Origin of the sequence: Roseomonas alba, assembly GCF_019430885.1 — a bacterium.
GTDB lineage: Bacteria > Pseudomonadota > Alphaproteobacteria > Acetobacterales > Acetobacteraceae > Neoroseomonas > Neoroseomonas alba.
The window spans coordinates 15,211-33,800 of sequence record NZ_JAHYBZ010000002.1; the positions used below are offsets into that span (position 1 = coordinate 15,211).

General features: G+C 69.6%; 15 protein-coding genes. 9 read left to right on the forward strand and 6 right to left on the reverse strand.

Annotated features, from left to right (window positions below):
* Positions 1-23 precede the first annotated feature (23 nt).
* Entirely contained in the window at positions 24-1,601 is a 1,578-nt protein-coding gene (locus tag KPL78_RS04490) for an ABC transporter substrate-binding protein (protein ID WP_219761727.1), read from the reverse strand.
* 178 nt (positions 1,602-1,779) lie between these two features.
* Between KPL78_RS04490 and KPL78_RS04495 the strand changes: the two genes are divergently transcribed.
* Both KPL78_RS04495 and KPL78_RS04500 read left to right on the forward strand, forming a co-directional pair.
* Positions 1,780-2,781, forward strand: a complete 1,002-nt coding sequence (locus KPL78_RS04495) for a TAXI family TRAP transporter solute-binding subunit (protein WP_219761728.1) — start codon at positions 1,780-1,782, stop codon at positions 2,779-2,781.
* A 36-nt stretch (positions 2,782-2,817) separates the two neighbouring features.
* A complete protein-coding gene (locus KPL78_RS04500) occupies positions 2,818-5,742 on the forward strand; it encodes a TRAP transporter fused permease subunit (RefSeq protein WP_219761729.1) in 2,925 nt (974 codons plus the stop codon).
* A 34-nt stretch (positions 5,743-5,776) separates the two neighbouring features.
* Here the strand turns inward: KPL78_RS04500 and serA are convergent, their stop codons facing one another.
* Entirely contained in the window at positions 5,777-7,027 is a 1,251-nt protein-coding gene (serA, locus tag KPL78_RS04505) for a phosphoglycerate dehydrogenase (RefSeq protein WP_219761730.1), read from the reverse strand.
* 137 nt (positions 7,028-7,164) lie between these two features.
* Here serA and KPL78_RS04510 point away from each other — a divergent pair, with 137 nt between their 5' ends.
* The 5 genes from KPL78_RS04510 (at position 7,165) to uraH (ending at position 11,184) form a co-directional block, all read left to right on the forward strand.
* Positions 7,165-8,349, forward strand: a complete 1,185-nt coding sequence (locus tag KPL78_RS04510) for a urate hydroxylase PuuD (protein WP_219761731.1) — start codon at positions 7,165-7,167, stop codon at positions 8,347-8,349.
* 108 nt (positions 8,350-8,457) lie between these two features.
* A complete protein-coding gene (locus KPL78_RS04515; RefSeq protein ID WP_219761732.1) occupies positions 8,458-9,168 on the forward strand; it encodes a putative periplasmic lipoprotein in 711 nt (236 codons plus the stop codon).
* Positions 9,165-9,824 carry a hypothetical protein gene (locus KPL78_RS04520; RefSeq protein WP_219761733.1) on the forward strand — a complete coding sequence of 220 codons (660 nt, stop codon included), beginning with the start codon at positions 9,165-9,167 and terminating at the stop codon, positions 9,822-9,824. The genes KPL78_RS04515 and KPL78_RS04520 overlap by 4 nt, the downstream gene beginning before the upstream one ends.
* On the forward strand, positions 9,821-10,813 hold the full coding sequence (locus KPL78_RS04525) for a hypothetical protein (RefSeq protein ID WP_219761734.1): 993 nt from the start codon (positions 9,821-9,823) through the stop codon (positions 10,811-10,813). Before KPL78_RS04520 ends, KPL78_RS04525 begins: the two co-directional genes overlap by 4 nt.
* Positions 10,814-10,821: 8 nt before the next feature.
* Positions 10,822-11,184, forward strand: a complete 363-nt coding sequence (gene uraH, locus KPL78_RS04530) for a hydroxyisourate hydrolase (protein ID WP_219761735.1) — start codon at positions 10,822-10,824, stop codon at positions 11,182-11,184.
* A 16-nt stretch (positions 11,185-11,200) separates the two neighbouring features.
* On the opposite strand, the gene KPL78_RS04535 is transcribed toward uraH, so the two are convergent.
* The 3 genes from KPL78_RS04535 to KPL78_RS04545 form a co-directional block, all read right to left on the reverse strand.
* The gene (locus KPL78_RS04535; protein ID WP_219761736.1) at positions 11,201-11,875 is read right to left on the reverse strand and encodes a hypothetical protein; all 675 of its coding nucleotides are present in this window, start codon (positions 11,873-11,875) and stop codon (positions 11,201-11,203) included.
* Positions 11,876-11,940: 65 nt separating this feature from the next.
* Positions 11,941-13,137, reverse strand: coding sequence for a DUF1501 domain-containing protein (locus KPL78_RS04540; RefSeq protein WP_219761737.1), 1,197 nt, complete (start codon positions 13,135-13,137; stop codon positions 11,941-11,943).
* Positions 13,134-14,432, reverse strand: coding sequence for a DUF1800 domain-containing protein (locus KPL78_RS04545; protein WP_219761738.1), 1,299 nt, complete (start codon positions 14,430-14,432; stop codon positions 13,134-13,136). Before KPL78_RS04545 ends, KPL78_RS04540 begins: the two co-directional genes overlap by 4 nt.
* A 220-nt stretch (positions 14,433-14,652) precedes the next feature.
* Here KPL78_RS04545 and fusA point away from each other — a divergent pair, with 220 nt between their 5' ends.
* Positions 14,653-16,734 carry an elongation factor G gene (gene fusA, locus KPL78_RS04550; protein ID WP_219761739.1) on the forward strand — a complete coding sequence of 694 codons (2,082 nt, stop codon included), beginning with the start codon at positions 14,653-14,655 and terminating at the stop codon, positions 16,732-16,734.
* Between the two features lie 422 nt (positions 16,735-17,156).
* On the opposite strand, the gene KPL78_RS04555 is transcribed toward fusA, so the two are convergent.
* A complete protein-coding gene (locus KPL78_RS04555) occupies positions 17,157-17,603 on the reverse strand; it encodes a MaoC/PaaZ C-terminal domain-containing protein (RefSeq protein ID WP_219761740.1) in 447 nt (148 codons plus the stop codon).
* Positions 17,604-17,708: 105 nt separating this feature from the next.
* Between KPL78_RS04555 and KPL78_RS04560 the strand changes: the two genes are divergently transcribed.
* Positions 17,709-18,590, forward strand: coding sequence for a hypothetical protein (locus tag KPL78_RS04560; RefSeq protein WP_219761741.1), 882 nt, complete (start codon positions 17,709-17,711; stop codon positions 18,588-18,590).

The window sequence follows — 18,590 nt, forward strand, 5'->3', positions numbered from 1 at the left end:
GAGGGCCCGGCCCTCCCCGGACCTCATCCGCGCCGCACGTTGATCGGCAGTGCCAGACCCTTCTGGACGCCGGAGATGTCGCGCCGCCAGGCACTGTCGATGAAGTACTGGCCGAGCGGAATGAAGGGCAGGTCCTGCCAGAATTGCGCCTGGATGCGCCGCGCCACCGCCTGCTGCCCAGGCAGCGGGCCGGTGGCGAGCCATTCCTCGCGGAGGGCTTCCAGTTCCGGGCTGGTCGGCCAGCCGAACCAGGCGTTCAGCCCATTCGCCCGCAGGAGCGGGTGCTGGCCGGGATTGGCGAGGTCGATGCCGCCGAACAGCACGACCAGCGCGTTCCATCCGCCCTGGTCCGGTGGATTGCGGTTGGCGCGCCGCTGCAGGACCGTGCCCCAGTCGGACGTCGCACTTTCCGCATTCAGCCCCGATCGCTTCATCGTGTCGGTCAGCACGGTGGTCAGTGCGTTGTTGTTCGGTACGTCGGTCGGATGCAGGACCGTGACCTTCTGGTTGGCATAGCCCGCCGCGCGCAGCGCGGCCTGCGCGGCGTCGGTGCTGCGCGGTCCGGTCATCACGCTCAGACCCTCATCGTTCACGAGGGGGGAGGAGCGCGGGAAGACGCCCATCCCGTCGGACCACAGCGACCGGTCGTCGCCCATGATCGAGGTCATGAAATCCGCCTGGTTCACGCTGTGCAGCAGCGCGCGGCGGATGGCGGGATCGTTGAAGGGCGGATGCAGATGGTTGAAGCGCAGCATCGCCATCAGCCCGCCGAAATCCACGCGCTCCAGCACCATGTCGCGCGAGCGGCGCAACACCGGGCGCAGGTCGGGGACGACCTGTTGCCACCAGTCGATCTCGCCCGCCTGCATCGCCGCCGCGGCGGTGCCGGAATCGGGCATGATGCGCCATTCCATGCGCTCGAAATGCGCGATCTTCGCGCCGCCCAGCAGCGAGGGCGCGGCCGGGGCGGGCCGGTATCCGTCGAAGCGCCGATAGACGACGCGCGCGCCCGACAGCCTTTCGTCGGCCACGAAGCGGTAGGGGCCGGAACCGACGACCTCGGTGAAGGGGCGGGCCGGATCGACCTCCGCGAAGCGCTGCGGATAGACGAAGCAGGGGTAGGAGGAAGGCTTCGCCAGCGCATCGAGCATCGGCCCGAATGGAGTGCGCAGCAGGATGGCGAAGCGGCGATCATCGAGTGCGCGCATTTCCACCACGCGTTCCATCAGCGATTGGCCGAGCGAATCGCGCTGCGCCCATCGGCGGATGGAGGCGATCGCGTCGGCTGCGCGGATCGGTTCGTTGTCGTGGAAGCGAATCCCCTCGCGCAGGGTGAAGACCCAGCGCTTGCCGTCATCCTCCACCACATGGCCTTCGCAGAGTTGCGGCTTCGGCACGAAATCCGTGTCGAGCCCGTAGAGCGTGTCCCAGCACATGTGCCCGTGGTCGCGAACGGCGTAGGAGGTCGTGGACATGGGGTCCACCGCCGTGACGTCGGCCTGTGGAATGAAGCGCAGCGTATGCGCCGCGGTGCCCTGCGCGAGAGCAGGGCGGCCGAGAGCGAGCCCCGCGCCGGAAAGCAGGATCGTTCTGCGTTGCATCACGGTTCTCCCCTTGCGTGAAGGCCTCAGCCTCGCATTCCCGCGCGGCCATCGCCATGGGTACGTGATTGGCACACAGCTTGCCTGTCCGCGCCCGTGATCCATGCGTTGCAGTGGCGTTGCGGCGGGGGGGCAAGCCTGTTCTTATGCCACGGTCTGGAGGCTCAGGAGGCTGGGAATGACCCTTTTCATCGGTCGGCGCGCTCTGGCGCGCGGCTCTCTCGGCGTGGCTCTCGCCACGCCCTTCATCCGCACCGCTGCGGCGCAGACCACCCTCGAATGGGTGGCGGGCTCGGTGGGTGGCGGTTGGTACACCATGGCCGCCGGCCTCTCCTCCCTGATCCGCGAGGAGAACCCCGACGTCCAGATCCGCGTGGTGCCGGGCGGCGGTCTTGCCAACCCCACGCGCATCAACAACGGCCAGTCGCAGATCGGCTGGGGCATCGACACCTTCTCCGCCTCCGCCGTGAAGGGCACCGAGCCCTATTCCGCGAAGCACGAGAAGATCCGCTGCCTCGGCACCGGCTATTCGCCGACCGAGCACCTGCTGCTGCGCACGAAGGATGCGGGCCCGACCGACATGCGCGGCATCCTGACGCAGCGCGGCCTCAAGATCGGCGCGCCGCAGCGTTCATCGACCGACGAGATGACGCTGCAGCGCATCCTGAAGTTCCTCGGGTCGAGCCCCGACAAGATCCGTTCGGAAGGCGGGCGCTATCTCAACGGGTCCTATACCGACATCGGCTCGGCCTATAATGACGGCCAGGTCGACTACCTCTATGTCGCGCTCGCGAAGCCGGCGGCGCTGATGACCGAGATCGCCCAGGGGCGCCGCGGCGGCCGGCTGACCGCGTTCCCTGACGACATCCGCAAGCACCTGATCGACGAATTTGCCTATGCCGAGGGCACGCTCCAGAAGTCCGACTATCCGGACCTGCTGGACGGCACGATCCCGGTGACGCTGATGGACAGCGTGATCGTGGTGAATGAATCCATCCCGGCGGAGATCGTCCAGAAGATCACCGCGACGCTGATCAAGAACCAGGGCCAGCGCCTCGCGACCATCCACCCGTCCATGGCGGGCTGGACGCCGGCCAAGGCGGTGAACTACCGCGGCGTGCCGTTTCATCCCGGTGCCATCGCGGCCTTCCGCGCCGCCGGCGTGAACCCGCCGGCATGACCGCCGCGCACCGCCTTCGCGGCTGAGGAGAGCGCGGTGCGCGAACTTCCCTTCTGGCTGAGGACCAGCATCTTCGGATGGCTCGCCTTCTGGGCGGCCGTCCATCTCTACTGGGGCGGCTTCGGGTTCCCGGAGCCGATCACCATCCGCAGCCTGCACCTGCTGGTCTTCACCCCGCCCCTGTTCCTGCTCTACCCGGCCTTTCCGGGACGGTCGCCGGAGCACCGGCCGAGCGTCGCGGACTGGGCCTGGGCGATCGCGTCAGCGGTGCCGCATTTCTGGGTCTTCCTCCATGCCGATGCGGTCAATGACCGCATGGAATATGTCGACCCCTTCACGCCGTTGATGATGGGTCTCGCCATCCTCTGCATGGTGACGATGCTCGAGGCGATCCGCCGCGCGGTGGAACCGGGTCTCGCCTGGATGACGGCGGGCTGCCTGCTCTACATGTTCATTGGGCACTGGCTTCCGGGCGTGCTCAACACCCGCGTCTTCACCACGGCCGAGATCATGGAGGCAGCCTGGCTCGTGCCGACGGCGGGCGGTGTCTATGGCCCGCTGACCGGAATCGTCGCGACCACCATCGCCGTCTTCATCCTGTTCGGCGCCTTCATGCAGGGCAGCGGGACCGGTCGGCTTTTCGCGAATTTCGGCGCGGCCGTCGCCGGGCGCTACACTGGCGGGCCGGCCAAGGTCGCAGTCGTCTCCTCGGGCCTGTTTGGCACGATGAGCGGGTCTTCCGTGTCGAACGTCATCACCACCGGCGCGATGACCATCCCGCTGATGGTGCGCATCGGCTACAAGCCGGCGGTCGCCGCCGGGATCGAAAGCGCGGCGTCGGTCGGCGGGGCGCTGATGCCGCCGGTGATGGGGGCCGCGGCCTTCGTCATGGCCGAGATCACCAACATCCCCTATGGCGACATCCTGGTCGCCGCGGCGATCGGCGCAGTGCTGTATTACTTCGCGATCCTCGCCGCCGTGCATTTCGAGGCGAAGCGGATCGGCGTGCAGCCGATGGCGCTGCAGGACATCCCGACCTGGCGCGAAGTGCTGGCCGATGTCCATCTGGTGCTGCCGATCGCGCTGCTCGTCTACCTGATGATGGAGCGCTGGTCCGGCAACTACGCCGCCTTCTGCGCGACGCTCGCCATGGTCGCCGTGTCCCTGCTGCGCAAGCGTACGCGCATGGGCTGGCGCCAGGTCTTCGAGGCGCTGACCAATGCCGGCCTGACCATGGCGCCGCTGGCCGTCGCCATCGCCGCGTCGGGCGTCGTCGTCTCGGTGCTGACGGCGACCGGCATGGTCGTGGCCTTCGGCGGCATCATCAAGGAGTTCGCCGGCGGCAATTTCGGCCTGCTCGCGCTCATGCTGTGCCTGACCGTGCTGGTGCTTGGCCTCGGTATCCCGACCACGCCATCCTACATCATCGCCGCGGCGATCGGCGTGCCGCAGCTTCTCGAACTCGGGCGGCCGCTCGGGATCGACCTGCTGCAGGCGAACCTGTTCATCTTCTACTTCGCCGTCATTGCCGACGCGACGCCACCCGTTGCGGCCTCGGCCTTCGCCGCGGCGGCCATCGCCAAGGCGAGCCCGACCATCGCCAGCCTGCATGCCTCGCGCTTCGGCATCGCCGGCTTCACGGTGGGATTCGCCTTCCTCTACGATCCGGGGATCATGCTGCGTGGTGGTGCCTTCGCCATCGGCTATGCCGTGCTGATCCAGGTGATGGCGCTCCTGCTGATTACCTCGGCCTATGCCGGATACCTGATGCGTCCCCTGGGGCCGATGGTGCGCATCGTCCTCGGCACGGCGGGGCTGCTGGCGGCCTTCGGGCATTTCATGCCCGACATCGCCCGCTTCGGCATTGCGGTCGTTGTGCTTGGAGGCATCGGCGCGGTGCAACTTCTGCTGACCCGAAAAGAAACCATGATCAGGACCACCGCGCTTCTGCTGGGCCTTGTGCTGGCAGTACCCGCGCTTGCGCAGAACGTTGCGCCGCAGCAGCCGGGTACGACCCTGTCTGCCATCCGCGCGCGCGGCGTGCTCGATTGCGGCGTCTCCACCGGAGACCCGGCCTGGAGCCAGCCGGACAGCCAGGGCGTCTGGCAGGGAATGGATGCCGATATCTGCCGGGCCGTCGCGGCGGCGGTGCTCGGCGACCCGGGCAAGGTCGCCTGGCATCCGCTGACCGGGCAGACGCGCTTCGCCGCCCTGTCCGGCGGGCAGATCGACGTGCTGTCCCGTACCACCACCTGGACCTTCCTGCGCGATGCGGTGAACGGGCTGAACTTCACCGCGCCCTATTTCATGGATGGCCAGGGCTTCCTGGTGAAGGCGGACAGCGGCATCGAGCACGCCAGCCAGCTCGACGGTGCATCCATCTGCATCGTTGCGGCCAGCACGCATGAGCTGAACATGCAGGATTGGGCGCGCGCGACTAACCTCCGCTTCCAACCCGTGGTCTTCGCCGACAAGAACGAGGCGCGCATCGCCTATGAGAGCGGCCGCTGCGATGCCTATACGGCGGATTCCAGCCAGCTTGCCGCGGTGCGCGCGGCATTCACCAATCCCGCCGCGCATCGCCTGCTTCCCGAACGCATCAGCAAGGAACCCTATGCCGTCGCCGTGCGCCAGGGCGACGACCAGTGGTTCGACATCGTCCGATTCGTCGTCTTCGGCCTGATCGAGGCGGAGGAACTCGGCGTGACGCGGGAGAACGCGGCGCAGCTCGCGGCGAGCAGCGACCGGCCGGCGGTGCAGCGGCTGCTCGGGCGGACCGGGGATCTGGGCCCCGCGGTCGGGCTCGACCGCGCCTGGCTGCTGAACGCCATCAAGGCGGTGGGCAATTACGGCGAGATCTACGATCGCCACCTCGGCGCCCACAGCCAGGTCGGGCTGCCGCGCGGGCCGAATGCGCTGTGGAACGCGGGCGGGCTGCTCTGGAGTCCGCCGATCCGGTAAGGGCGATGGGAGGGGTGTCGCCCCTCCGATCACCTCACGTCCGCTCGTAGATCAGCCGCGCCCGGATCGTCCCCGGCAGTTCCCGGAACTCCTCCAGGATCGCTTCCGCGTCCTTGCGGGCCTCGACGCTGTCCACCACCACGTAACCGATCGACCCGGCCGTCTGGTAATACTGCCCGGAGATGTTCAGACCGCGCTTGGCGAAGCTCTCGTTGATGCGGGACAGAATGCCGGGCGCGTCGCGGTGGATGTGCACCCAGCGCGCGCCGGTCGGCCGTGCCGGAAGCTGCACCTGCGGGAAGTTCACCGCGCCCATCGTCGTGCCGGTGTCGGAGAACTCGATCAGCGCGCGGGAGACTTCCTCGCCGATGCGCCACTGCGCCTCGCCGGTCGATCCGCCGATATGCGGGGTCAGGATGACGTTCGGCAGGCCCTGCAGCGGGGTGGTGAAACGCTCATCCTTGCCGGACGGCTCGACCGGCAAGACATCGACCGCCGCGCCGAGCAGGTGCCCCGCGCGCAGCGCAGCCGCCAGGGCATCGAGGTCGACGATGGTCCCGCGGGCGTTGTTGATCAGCACCGCGCCCTTCTTCATGGCGGCGATCTCGGCCGCGCCGATCATGTCCTTGGTGTCCGGCGTCTCGGGCACATGCAGGGTGACGGCATCGGCCTCGGCCAGCAGCGCGTGCAGCGAGGCGGCCGGCTGAGCATTGCCGTGCGGCAGCTTGCCGGTGCGGTCCCAGTAGATCACCCGCATGCCGAAGGCCTCGGCGAGCACGGAGAGCTGGCTGCCGATATTGCCGTAGCCGACGATGCCGAGCGTCTTGCCGCGTACCTCCCAGGAATTCGCCGCCGACTTGTCCCAGCCGCCCTGGTGCGCGGCCGCGGATTTCGGGAAGATGCCGCGCATCAGCATGACGATCTCGCCGAGCGTCAGCTCCGCGACCGAGCGTGTGTTGGAGAAGGGCGCGTTGAATACCGGGATCCCGCGATCGGCCGCGGCGTCCAGCGCCACCTGGTTGGTGCCGATGCAGAAGCAGCCGATGGCGAAAAGGCGGTCGGCGGCGGCCAGCACCTCGGCCGTGACCTGGGTGCGGGACCGGATGCCGAGGATATGCACCCCCTTCATCGCCTTGATCAGCGCCGCGCCGTCGAGCGCCTTCGCTTCCCGCTTCACGGTGGCGTAGCCGGCTTCGGCCAGGCGGTCGATCGCGCTGTCCGAGATGCCCTCGAGCAGCAGGATGCGGATCTTGTCCTTGGGGAGCGAAAGGCGCGTGGGGGACATGTCAGGCCGTGGTCTGTCGAAGAGGGCGGGTTACCTGCGCCCTTCGCGCCTGCGAGACAACCCCGCCCCTTGCAGCGCAGCCATTCGCTTCGGCATGCTGCACCGCAGCGGCCGGGGAAAGCCGCGCGGGGGACTTCATGGACGCAGCCTATCTGTCGGAATGGGCCAACCTGCTGCTGCGGTGGCTGCACCTGATTACCGGCATCGCCTGGATCGGGACATCCTTCTACTTCATCGGCCTCGACAACCAGTTGGACCCGGCGAAGGACGGCAATCCCCGCGTCGCCGGCGAGCAATGGTCGGTCCATGGCGGCGGCTTCTACCACAAGCAGAAGTACCTGGTGGCGCCGGAACGACTGCCGGAGAAGCTGCATTGGTTCAAATGGGAAGCCTATTGGACCTGGATCAGCGGCTTCTCGCTGTTCGTGCTGATCTATTGGGGGCAGGCAGGGACCTATCTGGTCGATCCGGGTGTGATCGACATGCCGGCCTGGGCCGCGGTGCTGATCAGCGCGGCGCTGCTGGCGGGCGGCTGGGTCGGCTACGACCTGGTCTGCCGCTCGAAGCTCGGGGATGACGAGGTGAAGCTTGGCGCCATCGGCGCGGCGGCGCTGGCGGTGGTCGCCTTCATCTCCTGCCACGTCTTCGGTGGGCGCGGCGCTTTCCTGCAGGTCGGCGCCATGACGGGCACGATCATGGCCGCCAACGTCGCCATGGTGATCATCCCCGGCCAGAAGCGGATGGTCGCCGCGATGCAGAAGGGCGAGCCACCCGATGCCCAGGACGGCCGCTGGGCCAAGCAGCGCAGCGTGCACAACACCTATCTGACGCTGCCGGTCATCTTCATCATGATCTCGCCGCACTACCCGATGACCTACCAGTCGCGCTGGAACTGGGTGGTGCTGCTGGCGATCGGCCTGTCCGGCGCCCTGGTGCGGCAGTATTTCGTGCTGCGCCAGAAGGGGAAGAACGCGGTGTGGCTGCCGGCCGCCGCGACGGCGGTGGTGGCGTTGCTCATTTGGACCGGGGCGCCGAAGGCGACGCATGGCGACCTGGCCGATGTGCCGGCCTTCGCCGAGGTGCAGACCATCGTCGCGACCCGCTGCGTTGCCTGCCACGCCGCGCGGCCGACCATGGACGGCTTCGCAGCCCCGCCCAAGGGCGTGATGTTCGAGACGCCGTCCCAGATCCGTCGCTGGGCCGCCGCCCTGCGCCAGCAGGTGCAGACCGAGGCCATGCCGCCGGGCAACATGACCGACATCACCGAGGAGGAACGCGCCAAGCTCCTCGCCTGGGTGGCCGCCGGCGCGCCGGCGGATTGAGAGGCTGCTGCAAGCCCGTGCGGCGCCGTTCAAACTGACGGCGCCGCACGGTTGCGAAACGGCCGCCGTCGCCGGTAGAGACGACATCGCGCAGCCGGAGGGGGCAGGGTGCCGCGACCGTTCATCGCCATCGCGGCAGTGCTGCTGCTGACGGGCTGCGCCCTGCCGCCCAATACGGCGCTGCGCGACTGGGCGCGGCTTGCCAGCGTCCTCGCCGACCACCCCGACGCCGTCGCGCCGGCCGCCTCCTCCGCGCGCGACGGGCTGGTCGCGCAGCAGGAAGCCCTGGCGATCTACCTCTACGCGCTCTCGGTCCTCGCCAGGGAGGAGAGCCTGCTGACCTTCCGCGACGACGCCTATGCGCCCCTCATCCCGCGCGCCGCGGCGGCCGATCCGGCGGCGGGGGCCGCGGTCGCGGCGCTCGGCCAGGCGCTCGCCACGGCGCGGGCCGGCAATTTCCCGCCCGGGGCGCGGGCGCGCAGCGCGGGGTCCGCGACCGTGCTGGAGGATCTGCGCCTGCGTCCGCTGATCGGCGCGGCGGATGCGCCGGTGCAGGTGCTGGTCGGCACGCTGTCGCGCGGCACGGCGGGCCTCGCCGGGCCGGAACAGGAAACCTACCGCCAGGTGCTCACAGCGATCGGGGAGGGCCATGCCCTGCTGAAGGCGCGCATCGACGTCATTCGCCAGCGCGAGGTGTCCCGCGCAATCCTCGACCAGGAGGATCGCCTGCGCCGCCTGACGCTCATCCTGCAACCGGATGCCGCGGTCGGGCTGCGCCCCGATCCCGCCGGCCTGGTCGGCGCGGTGGTGCAGCCATGAGGCGCTGCCTGGCCCTGGTCGTGCTGCTGCTGCCGGCCGCCTGCAGCGCGCCCGACTACACGCCGGTGCGCGACTGGGCCCGCACGGCGAGTCTCGCCGCCGATTTCCCCGCCGGCCGCCTGCCGCCGCCGCGCTCGGTCGATGTGCGGGAAGGGGCGATGGCGATGCGGGAGGCGCTCGCCACCTACCTCGCCGCGCTGGGCCGCCTCGCCGATGACGGCGTGCTGCCCTATCCCGAGAATCCCTTCGTGGATCTCGCCCCCCAGGCGGGCCGGGCGGGCACCGGCGGCGAGCAGCCTGTCGCCGAACTCGGTGCCTTGCTGCGGCGCGCCACGCGGCAGAACTGGCAGGCACCGCGGATGCGGGAGGCGATCACCGCCGCCGACCCGTCGGTGCAGGCGCTGGTCCGGGCCATGGCCGCCGCCATCGCGCGCAACGCGGAACCGAACGAACCCCCCGACATCGCCCGGGCCCGCGCGCAATACGCCACCCTCATCCTGCGCATCGGCGAGGACCACGCCCTGCTCAGGGCGCGCGCCGACGACATCACGGATGAGGATGTCGTCGAGCTGATCCATGCGGCGCAGGACCGGATGACGCGATCGCTGCTCGCCCTGCCGCGCCCGACCCTGCCTGCCGCCGAGACGGCGCCGTGACCCTCGCGCGGCTGCTCGCGCTTCTGCTGCTGCTGCCGTCGCTCGCGATCGCGCAGCCGAGCGGCGAGCGGATCGACGCCATTCTCGACCGCCTCGACGCCATCCAGCAGCAGCTCGGGTCGCGCGGCGCGGGCGTGCTGGCGCTGATGGGCTACAACATGACGCCGGATGGCTCGGCCAATGCATTGCAGGTCAACCGGACGACGGCCAGCGCCGATGAGGGATCGCCGGTGATGACCCTGAGCCAGATGGGCGCGGGCTTCACCGTCAGCGAGAGCTTCCCGCTCTGGCTCGAAGGCTATCTCGGCACCGCGCGCTATGATCCGCGGGCGGTCTTCACCAATCTCGGGGCGCGACAGACGCCGCTGCGCTGGAACAACGTCGCGGCGACCATCGGCATCGGCTACGACATCCGCCTGGCCGAATACCTGTGGCTGCGGCCGATCTTCAATCTTTCGGGCGGCTACGCGGCCTCCGACGCGGCGCTGTTCGGCGGCTTCATCAACTGGCGCCTCGGGCGGGACATCCCGGCGCTGACCGACAAGCACGTCAATGTCTGGGGCATCGGCGGGTCGCTGATGCTGGCCTATTACGACTACCGCCCCGAGCGCGATATCGATGTCGAGCTGCGCTACACCCAGATCCAGTTGCAGACCTTCGGCGACACCATCGCGGCGGCACGGGGGCGGTCCAATGCACAGACGGTCGGTCTCTGGGCGCGGTATCGCTGGCCGATGGGGATCGAGGCCTTCGGCAGGCCGGTGCGCTGGGTGATCGACGGGTCCTTCACCGGCTATCTCGGCGACCAGGAGGATGTGCTCGGCTTCAGCTGGGCCGCCAAGGTGGGCGGCGGCGTCGAGGTCGATTTCGGTCGCTACGAGGCCGGGGCGATGGGCCTGACCTTTGGTCGCGTCAGACTGGTCGCCCGCTATTTCTTCGCCGACAACAACATCACCGGTACCTCGATCGGCATCGGCATGAGCTTCTGAGGATCCCCATGGCAGGCAATGGCCCAGGCACGCTTTCGACCCATGTGCTCAACACCGCCGAAGGCATTCCGGCCGAGGGCGTGCGGGTGGAGCTGTGGCGGCTCGACCCCGAACCCGCGCCGCTGACCAGCACGGTGACGAATGCGGATGGCCGCTGCGTGGACCCGCTGATGCCGCCCGGGACCTTCCGTGCCGGGCGCTATGAACTGCGCTTCCATGTCGGCGACTACTTCGCCGCTCGGGGGATTGGGCCGACGCCGCGCTTTCTCGATGTGGTGGCGATCAATTTCGGCGTGGCGGACGGTGTGGGACACTATCATGTGCCGCTGGCCTGCACGCCCTGGTCCTATTCCACCTACCGGGGGTCGTAGGGGCGCGGACCCGTTCTCAGCGGATGCGCGTTGCTGTGAAGGCGGTCAGCCGGGCATCGAGCGCGGTCAGGACCTCGGGCGGCAGTCCGAACTGGCGCAGATGTGCGAAGAGCGCGGCGACCATCGCGGCATTGCCTGCCTCCTCGCCGTCCGGCAGGGCCTCGTACCCTGCAAATCCGCTCGCCTTGCCGATCGCGAAATAGGTCGCCATCCGCGTGCTTCTGTCACTCGGACCGTAGGCGTCGTTCCGCCGCGCCATGGCCTTCTCGATCGTGCGGCCCGCAGCCATGTTGCCCGCCGGCGGGACCGCGAGCATCCGCACATAGCCGAAGTTGTTCCGGAGCGCGGAGCTCTTCGGAAAGAGGTGGTCGATCTGGACGTCCGCGTCGTCGAGCCCGACAGCGCCGAGCTCGCGAACCGCGAAGCGTTCGAAGGCCCGCCGGTAGCTGCCATATCCGGGATCGAGCCAGAGCTCCGCCTGGCTCCGCGCGTCGTTGGGACGCCAGATGAAGCCGTCGGCCAGGGCGAGGTCGGGGGCGATCTCCAGTCTTCCGTCCAGGCGCATCGGGGCGCGCCGGGCACCGGCGAAGGGCAGGTTGTCGCGCACGCCGATCCAAGCCTCATTGCCCGTCGGATGGAGCCACTGCGCCAGCAGATTCGCGATCTGGCGATCGACCCAAAGCGGGCGCATGCGCAACCTTTCCGTCGTTCAGCCGCGATGGTCGCCCATGCGGCCGGGCGCCGCAGTGAAGCGCCTCACACCCTGACCAGGCCGCCCGTCGGGGCGGCCGCGTCGCTGCCCGGGAAGGCACGGGCCACGGCCTGCGGCGGCAGTTTCAGGTGATCGCGCAGCAGCCCCTTGGCCAGGCTGCGCAGGTCCGTGGTCGGCGCCAGGTCGCGCCCCTGGAACAGCGCACCTTCCGACAGGCCCGGCCAGTTGCCCAGGACGCGTCCGCCGGACACCGCTCCGCCCAGGATGAAGGCGACGCTGCCGGTGCCGTGGTCGGTCCCCGCCGTGCCGTTCACCCGCACGGTGCGGCCGAATTCCGTCATCACCAGCACGGCAGTCTGCTTCCAGGCCTCGCCGAGCGCCTCCTGCAGGGCGCCGAAGCCTTCGTCGAGCTGGAACAGCGGCGCGTTCAGCCGGTTCACCTGCTGGGCATGGGTGTCCCAGCCGGACAGTTCGAAGGCCGCGACGCGCGGGCCGTCCTGCCGCGCCATCAGCCGCCCGGCGGCGAGGGCCAGGGCCCGGAAGGCCCCGCCGCGCTGCGGCGGCACCGCCGCGCCCATGCCGAGGCTGGAGACGGCATAGCCGCGGACCCGCAGGCCCTCAGCCAGAGCCGGGCCGGTGAGGGGATCGGCGGCGTTCAGCTCGGCGACACGGGCGAAGAGGTCCGGCGGCGGCGTCGCCGAACCGCGTGGGGCGAAGTTGGAGATCGCCGTCGGCCCGCGCATCAGCAGCGGCACATCCACCCCGACCGCGAGCCCGTTGTGCTGCGCCCCCGGCCGCGCCGGCAGGGCGCCGAGGGCTCGGTTCAGCCAGCCGCTCGCCAGCCGCTGCTCCGCCCCGGATTCCAGCATGTCTTGGGCGTCGAAATGGCTGCGCGTGCGCCAGTTGCCGGCCACGGCATGGACCACCGTCGCCTGGTTCGCGGCATACATCGCATGCAGGTTGGTCATGCGCGGATGCAGGCCGAAATGCCCGCCGAGATCGAGCAGCCCGCCCTCCTGCCCCGGCTGCGGCAGGGCGAGGGGGCCGCGCAGCTCGCCATAGGCCGCGTCGCCATAGGGCTGCACGACGAAAAGACCGTCCATGCCCCCGCGCAGCAGCACGACGACAAGCCGTGCCTCGCCCGGCGCATCGGCGAAGGCGACGCGGGCGCGGGGCAGGGTCAGGGCGGCAGTGAGGCCGAGCAGCGCGGCGCGCCGGCCGAAGGCGGGCAGGTGGCTCATCGGCGATGGAACTCCGGGCTGGTCAGGACCAGGGTCAGGGCTTCGCGGGCGGATCCGGCACGGGCGGCGGCCTGCAGCGTCTCCCGCCGGCAGAGCGGGCCAAGCACCGCCTCGGCCAGGTCCGCGGCGTCGCGGCCGGACCCTCGCGCTGAAATGCCGTTGGCCCATTCGATGCGGCGGAGCATGCCCTCGGGCGCGGCCCAGTCGGTCCCGACATCGGGCCAGCCATTCGGCGCGGGCGGCGCCCACAGGGGCTGACCGAGATAGCGCAGCGCGCCCTGGGCGCGCTCTCCGGCATCCGGCGGGGCCTCGACGGCGCGCAGCACGGCGATCACGTAGTCGTTCGGCGTGCGCAGCTTGGTCAGGGGTGGCGACCAGGCCTCGGGCAGCCGCACCAGCGCGCGCGAGGCCGCGCCGAGATCCCCGCCGGTGTCCTGCAATACCGCCTGGATGCGCGCGACCGCGGCCGGCGGCGGGTCGTCGGCGACGAAATGCCGCACCAGCTTGGTCGCCAGGTGCCGATAGGTCGCCGGATGCCGTCCCAACCAGGCGAGGGCCTGCATCCCGCCTTCGAGCCCCTCGGGGAAGCTGCGGCCCATGACGGTCTTGGCGCCCGGCTCATGGGCGCCCTCGCGGAAGATGAAGCCGCCGGCGTCGCCGCGCGGGCCGAACGACCAGCCGGTCAGCACCTTGGCGAAGGAGGTCACGTCCGCCTGGCTGTAGCCCGCGGCCGGGCTGACGGTGTGAAGTTCCAGGATTTCGCGGGCGAGGTTCTCGTTCAGCCCGCGGGACAGGCGGCGGCCCATTCGGCTGTCCGGCCCTGTCGAGGTCGCGTTGTCGAGGTAGGCGAGCATCGCCGGATGCCGCGTGACGGCCGCCAGCATGTCGGCGAACCGGCCGGCGACATGGGGGCGGATCGCGGCCCGCACCAGATGGCCGACGACGTAGGGCACCTTGCCGATGGAGACCGTGAAGTGGTTGGCCCAGAAGCCGACCAGCCTTTCCCGATAGCCATAAGGAGTGCCGATGGAATCCGCGAGCAGCGCCGCCGCTTCGCCCTGCCGGATGCGGGCGAGGTTGGGCCGGCCCTCGTTGGCGCGCAGGGACTGCCGGTCGGCGACCTGGGCGGCCAGGATGTCGGCCATGGTCAGCGGCAGGCCCTCGGGCAGGGCAGGGGCCGGGAGATCGGGGAGGAGTTGCGAGTCGAGCCACGCAGCGGGGTCGGACGGCACCGGGTCGCCGGGCCGGCGGCCGAGGCCGAAGCGGATGGCGGCGATGACGGGCTGGCTATCCATACCTATATTCTAGGCGTCCGGCCGCGTGGTTTCATGCAACGAAGCGTGACCGCCGCGCCGGGCGCATGGCCGATTCATGGATGCCGCCGACATCTCGCGCTTGCAATGCAGGCCCGGACGTCGCAGATAGCGGGCCACCGACTGATCGGCGAGACCCCTGCGGGCGGCGCGGAGCGGAAGCTTCGGCGTGGGCGCCCGTTTCTGCTTATGGAGGCCCACCGTGGCGCGCACCCCGCTCGAGCGTATTCGCAATATCGGCATCACCGCGCATATCGACGCGGGCAAGACGACGACGACCGAGCGCATCCTCTATTACACCGGCAAGTCCCACAAGATCGGTGAGGTCCACGAGGGCAACACCACCACGGACTACATGGACCAGGAGCGTGAGCGCGGCATCACGATCACCTCGGCCGCCGTGACTGCCGAGTGGAACGACCACCGCATCAACGTCATCGACACCCCGGGCCACATCGACTTCAACATCGAGGTGAACCGCTCGCTCCGCGTGCTCGACGGCGCGGTGTTCATCATCGAGGGCGTGGCCGGCGTGCAGCCGCAGTCCGAGACCAACTGGCGTCTCGCTGACCGCTACAACGTCCCGCGCATCATCTTCGTCAACAAGCTCGACCGCACCGGCGCCGATTTCTACCGTGCCGCCGACACGCTGACCGAGAAGCTCGGCATCAACTGGGTGACCCTGCAGCTGCCGATCGGCGCCGAGGACACCTTCGTGGGCGTCGTCGACCTGGTCGAGATGCGCGCGATCGTCTGGAAGGGCGACGAGCTCGGCGCGAAGTTCGAATACCAGGAGATCCCGGACGACCTGAAGGAAAAGGCCGCCGAGTATCGCGAGAAGCTGCTCGACACCGTGGTCGCCGCCGATGACGAGGCGATGGAGAAGTACCTCGAGGACGGGGACGTCTCGGTCGAGCTGCTGAAGCGCGCCATCAAGAAGGGCACCATCTCGGGCGAATTCCGCCCGGTGCTGTGTGGCACCGCCTTCAAGAACAAGGGCGTGCAGCCGCTGCTTGACGCCGTGATCGACTACCTGCCGTCCCCGGTCGACATCCCGGGCATCAAGGTGGCGCCGGAGGAAGGCCAGGACGAGACCGCGGATCGCCGCGTGATCCCGGCCGACGAGAACGCGCCCTTCGCCGGTCTCGCCTTCAAGATCATCAACGACAAGTACGGCAACCTGACCTTCGTGCGCGTCTACCGCGGCGTCCTCAAGCAGGGCGACATGGTGATGAACACGACCAAGGGGAACCGCGAGCGCATTGGCCGCATGTTCCAGATGCACGCCGACAAGCGCGAGGAAGTGAAGGAAGTGATCGCCGGCGACATCGCCGCCTTCGTGGGCCTGAAGGACACCGGCACCGGTGACACCCTCGCCTCGCAGGACGATCCGGTGGTGCTGGAGCGCATGGCCTTCCCGGTCCCGGTCATCGACATCTCCGTCGAGCCGAAGACCAAGGAAGGCGTGGAGAAGATGACGATCGGCCTGCAGAAGCTGGCCGGTGAGGATCCCTCGCTGCGCCTGCGCACCGATCAGGAGACCGGCCAGACCATCCTGTCGGGCATGGGCGAGCTGCACCTCGAGATCATCGTGGACCGCCTGAAGCGCGAATACGGCGTGGACGCCAACATCGGCGCCCCGCAGGTCGCGTACCGCGAGACGATCACCAAGCCGCATACCGAGACCTACACCCACAAGAAGCAGTCGGGTGGTTCGGGCCAGTACGCGGAAGTGAAGATCACCTTCGAGCCGAAGGAGCGGAATGACGGCATCGAGTTCGTCAACGCCGTGGTCGGCGGCGCGATCCCGAAGGAGTACATCCCGGCGGTCGAAAAGGGCATCAAGGTCCAGGCCGACACCGGCGTGCTCGCCGGCTTCCCGACGGTGGACTTCAAGTACACCCTGACGGACGGCAAGTACCACGACGTCGACTCGTCGGCCCTGGCGTTCGAAATCGCCGCCAAGGCCTGCTTCCGCGAAGGCATGAAGAAGGCCGGCCCGGTCATCCTCGAGCCGATCATGGACGTTGAGGTGACCACGCCGCAGGACCACGTCGGCGACGTCGTCGGCGACCTGAACCGCCGCCGCGGCGTGATCCAGTCGCAGGACATGGCCGGCACCTCGGTCATCGTCCGCGCCCACGTCCCGCTGAAGGAGATGTTCGGCTACATCTCCAACCTGCGTGGCATGACGAAGGGCCGTGCGTCCTTCTCCATGCAGTTCCACCACTACGATCCGGTGCCGCGCAACGTCGCGGACGAGATCATGGCGAAGTCGGCCTGATCCAGGCCGCCTGAACCGGGTTTGCGCAGCGGCGCGGCGGGGCAACCTGCCGCGCCGCTTCCGTATCCGCCGTCACTTGTGGGCGCGTACCGGTGCCTGTCCGATGCCCAGAACTGCGCCCGGCGCAATTTCGGCGGCGCCGGGCGGTCCTGTTTCTACCGCTGATGCCGGGGCCCCCGGGAAGCCGGGAGGGACTTTGCCCCACCCGGACTCACCCTGGAACGGGGACCCGGTCATGGTGCCGAGCCCCGCATTTGCGCGGGGCGGGCGTTCGGAGGCTGCGGTCCATCCGGCCTGCCGAGCACCAGAAGACTGCGTTGCAAGTGCTCCAAGCACCTGGCGGGGTGGTTTGGAGGGGCGGCGCCCCTCCAATTCCGCTCCCATCGGTCATTCCCGAGGGCTTCACCCTTGCTGAGCGCTGCTCAGCGCCTGAGGAAATGCGTCCCGACGGCGTCGAGCACCACCACGCCATCCTTCACCCGCCGCGCGGTGTGCCGCAGCTTCGCGATGCCGAGCGGCCGGCCGGAGCGTGAGGGACGGATCTCGTCCACCGTGACGCGGATGGCAATCTCCTCGCCCGGGCGTAGCGGGGCGGGCCAGCGCGTGTCGATCTGGTTGCCGCCGATCGAAATCTCCGAAATCAGCCCACTGCGCATGATGTGTCCGAAGACGGCGGACAGCGTGTGCAGCCCGCTGACCACCAATTCGCCGAAGATGCTGCGCTTCGCTTCCTCGGCATCGAGATGGAAGTACTGCGGATCGTAGCGCGAAGCGAACTCCACCACCTCCTCCAGCGAGAGGGTGAGGGTGCCGAGGTCCCAGCTCTGGCCGGGGGCGAGGTCGTCGAGGGATCGGATGGGTGGGATCATCCGCCCCATTCTAGCCGCGACGATCGGGCATGTCCTGCCGGCGGGGTGCTGGCGGCGCGAAGGTGCCCGAAGCGCGGCCCCGCCCCTCGTCGGAGCCCGAAGGCCATGAATCTGCCGTTCCATCCGCGCCGTGCCATCCTGGGTCTGGGTCTGCTCCTCGGCGCCTGCGTCGCCTCGCCGCCGCCGACGCCGCCGACCCCGGCCGGGCGGTATGCCGCCCTGGTGATCGCTGCGGACCAGACTGCGGGGCAGGTGGTCGATCATCTTGCCGCACGCGAAAGGGCGGAGGTGCAGGAGGCCGGGTCGCTGCGCTTCGCCGCCGGGGCCATGCCGCCCACGCCGCCGCCGCCCGCCACACCGGCCGCGGGGGCGGTGCTTGATCCCGGGGTGAAGCTGATCCTGATGCAGGCGCAACGCCTCGCCGCGCTGTCCGTGGGGCAGGTGCCTGCGGAAGGACCGCAGGGCGCGGCGCTGCTGGCCCGTGTGCAGGACAGCCTGGCTGCCCTGCGCGCCGTGCCCGGCCGATGGCCTGCGGAGACTGTCCGCCGCCGTGGCCTCGATGCCTTCGCGGTGCTGGCGGCGCCCGCGCCACCGGGCCTCGACGCCGCCGGCCTCGCCTTGCAGCGGCAGAGGGCCGTGAGCGAGGCGGTCGCACTGCTGCGCGCCGTGATAGGGGACGATGCTCGGTCGGGTTTGCGCGGCGCGCTCGCCCAGCGGCACGAGGCCTGGCGGCAGGCCCAGACCGCGATGCTCAACAGCGTGCGCAACGACCGCTCGATCGGACCGGATCAGCGCATGCAGATCTGGCAGACGACCCAGGCACGCATCGCTGCCGACCCGCCGGAGGTGGCGGGGGCGGAACTGCACCGGAGGCTGGGCGCGATCCCGGCGGGCCATGCTGCTGCGGGGGCAGGGGATGCCGCCGGGGTCGAGGCCTTCGGGGCGGCGGTGGGCCGCCTGCAGTCGCTGCTTGTCCAGGCACGGTAA

Coding starts and splice junctions, on each gene's coding strand:
- KPL78_RS04490 (WP_219761727.1), bottom strand. CDS start 1,601: ATGCAACGCAGAACGATCCTGCTTTCCGGCGCGGGGCTCGCTCTCGGC.
- KPL78_RS04495 (WP_219761728.1), top strand. CDS start 1,780: ATGACCCTTTTCATCGGTCGGCGCGCTCTGGCGCGCGGCTCTCTCGGC.
- serA (WP_219761730.1), bottom strand. CDS start 7,027: ATGTCCCCCACGCGCCTTTCGCTCCCCAAGGACAAGATCCGCATCCTG.
- KPL78_RS04510 (WP_219761731.1), top strand. CDS start 7,165: ATGGACGCAGCCTATCTGTCGGAATGGGCCAACCTGCTGCTGCGGTGG.
- KPL78_RS04520 (WP_219761733.1), top strand. CDS start 9,165: ATGAGGCGCTGCCTGGCCCTGGTCGTGCTGCTGCTGCCGGCCGCCTGC.
- uraH (WP_219761735.1), top strand. CDS start 10,822: ATGGCAGGCAATGGCCCAGGCACGCTTTCGACCCATGTGCTCAACACC.
- KPL78_RS04535 (WP_219761736.1), bottom strand. CDS start 11,875: ATGCGCCCGCTTTGGGTCGATCGCCAGATCGCGAATCTGCTGGCGCAG.
- KPL78_RS04540 (WP_219761737.1), bottom strand. CDS start 13,137: ATGAGCCACCTGCCCGCCTTCGGCCGGCGCGCCGCGCTGCTCGGCCTC.
- KPL78_RS04545 (WP_219761738.1), bottom strand. CDS start 14,432: ATGGATAGCCAGCCCGTCATCGCCGCCATCCGCTTCGGCCTCGGCCGC.
- KPL78_RS04555 (WP_219761740.1), bottom strand. CDS start 17,603: ATGATCCCACCCATCCGATCCCTCGACGACCTCGCCCCCGGCCAGAGC.
- KPL78_RS04560 (WP_219761741.1), top strand. CDS start 17,709: ATGAATCTGCCGTTCCATCCGCGCCGTGCCATCCTGGGTCTGGGTCTG.